The organism is Halalkalibaculum sp. DA3122 (assembly GCF_043951865.1).
In the GTDB taxonomy this organism is placed as follows: domain Bacteria; phylum Bacteroidota; class Rhodothermia; order Balneolales; family Balneolaceae; genus JAMQKA01.
In genome coordinates this window covers 1-2394 of record NZ_JBINJF010000079.1, presented here as the reverse complement: position 1 = coordinate 2394, position 2394 = coordinate 1, and the positions used below count along the sequence as shown (strand labels likewise).

Here is a 2394-nt window from a genome sequence, read left to right as displayed (position 1 = left end):
GAGATATCACAGCAGTATATTGATGAGTGGCAAGGCAGGAAAACATCTCGGTTTCTTTTAGCCGAAGCGGAGTGCCGCAAGGCGAATAAATCCCCCGCCGGCGATTTTTTTGGTTCGTTTTTTCATCGATGAAAAAATGAACAAGGAAAGATGATTAAGAAGCCTGAATGTGAAACAGGAGACTGTTTTCCCCAACCGAGGTGTCCCTTTTGTCTTGATACAAAAGGGACGAAAAAATCAAGAAGAATTTAACTCCTCGGGGCGGAATTCGTTTGTTGCCGCTGTTTAGGTTCGTCGCCCGCCCCTCGTCAGACAGAAATTCTTCCGGTCTTGGGCATGATGCTATAACCCGTTTATACGAGCTCCCCCTTCGAAATTCATTATTCTTCAATCTACATTCCTCATTCCCCCTCCTTTCCGGCCTAGGATTTATGAGCCGCCCGGGACAAGCGCAGCGGCGGCGTGAAGAAAGAAACCGTGCAGGGCGGGGAGCAACGGCCGCTCCCGGGATATCACAGCAGCAGAGAAACGGGAGGGCACGCCCGTACAATATCTTGGTTTCTTTTAGCCATAGCGGAGCGCGTCCAGGTGAATAAATCCTCCGCCGGCGATTTTTTTGGTTCGTTTTTTCATCGATGAAAAAATGAACAAGGAAGGAGGATAAGGAAGCCATAATGATAAGCAGGAGATTATTTTCCCCAACCGAGGTGTCCCTTTTGGCTTGACCCAAAAGGAACCAAAAACTCAAGGCAGAGAATGGGGCACCCGCTGCCGCCTGTGCAGGCGTGGATGTTGATGGTCCGTCACGCCGGCTGCCTGCTATCGAAGTTCTCACCGGTGCAACATCCACCCCCGCCTGCTTCGGCCTCCGCGCCCCATTCAAGGCCTGGAAGGGCAGGTTTGCAATTTTTAGCTCATGCTCCTGTACTCAAATAAGCCGTCGTTGGTTTTATCTTTCATTTTTCATTCTTCATCCTTAATCCATATTCCATAATCCTCCGTCTCCACCCGTTATTAGCCAGCCACAAGGAAATTCCCCCGGTAGTATTTCAAAGGCCTCTTTTATATATTGGGGTCCCTTGCAGAACCTGCTATTTTGTTGGGAAGTGATTGTACCACCGACCTTGGTGACCGTTTAAACGGGAATAGAACTCCCTCGGAACGGGGAATGGAGGGGTTTGGCAAAGCCCCCGTTTAGAATTTTGCACCTTATCCTGCGTTATATCGTCACATGACAAATAGATCCTCCTGTGAAAGTTGATAAAAAAAATCATATCCGACGAAGAATTAAGGATTTCTTTGCATCCAAAGAAGAGGTGCTGTTTGTCTATCTGTTTGGTTCAATGGTCGATAAAGAAAAATTCCGTGATGTTGATATAGCCGTATATATGAAATCAACGCCCGACCTCATCAGCCGCGGAAAACTTCAGGCAGCATTAGATCGCATTCTGGCTGGTACTGTGGACGTGACAATATTGAATGAATTGCCTGCTAAAAATCCGGCTTTTGCCTATGAAATTGTGACAAAAGGGGTACTGCTGTTAAATAGGGATCCGGACCTTCATACAACCTATAAAAGCAAGGTGTATCGATATTATTTTGATACTGCTTATCTGCGCGATCAGTTTGAGGGAGCTTTTCGAAAACGCCTGACATCCGGAAATTTTGGCAAACGGAATTATGAATAGACGTCTGCAGAATTTGGAAAATAATGTAGCTGAATTACAAGAGCTGAAATCGGCATATTCCCCTTCCGAAATCAAGCGGGATAAGAAAAAAGAATGGGCCCTGCGGTACGGGTTGTTAGAATCTATTCAAATTGTCATTGATCTTTCTTGTCATTTGGCTGTTCATCATAACCTGGGCAATGCCGAAACGTATTCAGATTGTATTCAATTGCTGGGAAAGTTTGACATCATTGATCAGGATCTTGAGGAACGGTTGCTTGGTATGGCCGGGTTACGAAACATTTTGGTGCATGAGTATGTCGCGGTCGATGTGGATCGTTTGATTGCTTTCCTGGATCACCTGGATGATTTTACTGCTTTTGCCACTGCGGTAGATGGCAGGTTGGGGGCGTGAATACCGGATACCGGATGGCGGATGCCCCAGGATAGTATTTTATCCATAATCCTGGTGCTGCTTCTGTGGTGGAGGGTAAATGTTGAATGTTGAGTGTTGAAGGTTGAATGTTGAATGTTGAAGGTTGGAGGTTGGAGGTTAATAATTGCTTGACACGTTCAAACGATCACCCCTTCGAAATTCATTATTCTTCAATCTACATTCTTCATTCCCCATCCCTTCCGGCCTTGGATTTATGAGCCGTCTGGTGCAAACGCAGCGCAGGCGTGAAGAAAGAAACCGTGCAAGACAGCTCTCAGCGTTACCGGATGA

At 46.4% G+C, this 2394-nt stretch carries 2 protein-coding genes; both read left to right on the top strand.

The window, feature by feature from the left end:
• Positions 1–1250 precede the first annotated feature (1250 nt).
• Positions 1251–1688 (top strand): nucleotidyltransferase domain-containing protein, encoded by a 438-nt coding sequence (locus ACG2F4_RS19210; RefSeq protein ID WP_395262563.1) that lies wholly within the window; start codon positions 1251–1253, stop codon positions 1686–1688.
• Positions 1681–2082: a DUF86 domain-containing protein gene (locus ACG2F4_RS19205; protein ID WP_395262562.1), complete on the top strand. Its 402-nt coding sequence runs from the start codon at positions 1681–1683 to the stop codon at positions 2080–2082. Before ACG2F4_RS19210 ends, ACG2F4_RS19205 begins: the two co-directional genes overlap by 8 nt.
• Positions 2083–2394 lie beyond the last annotated feature (312 nt).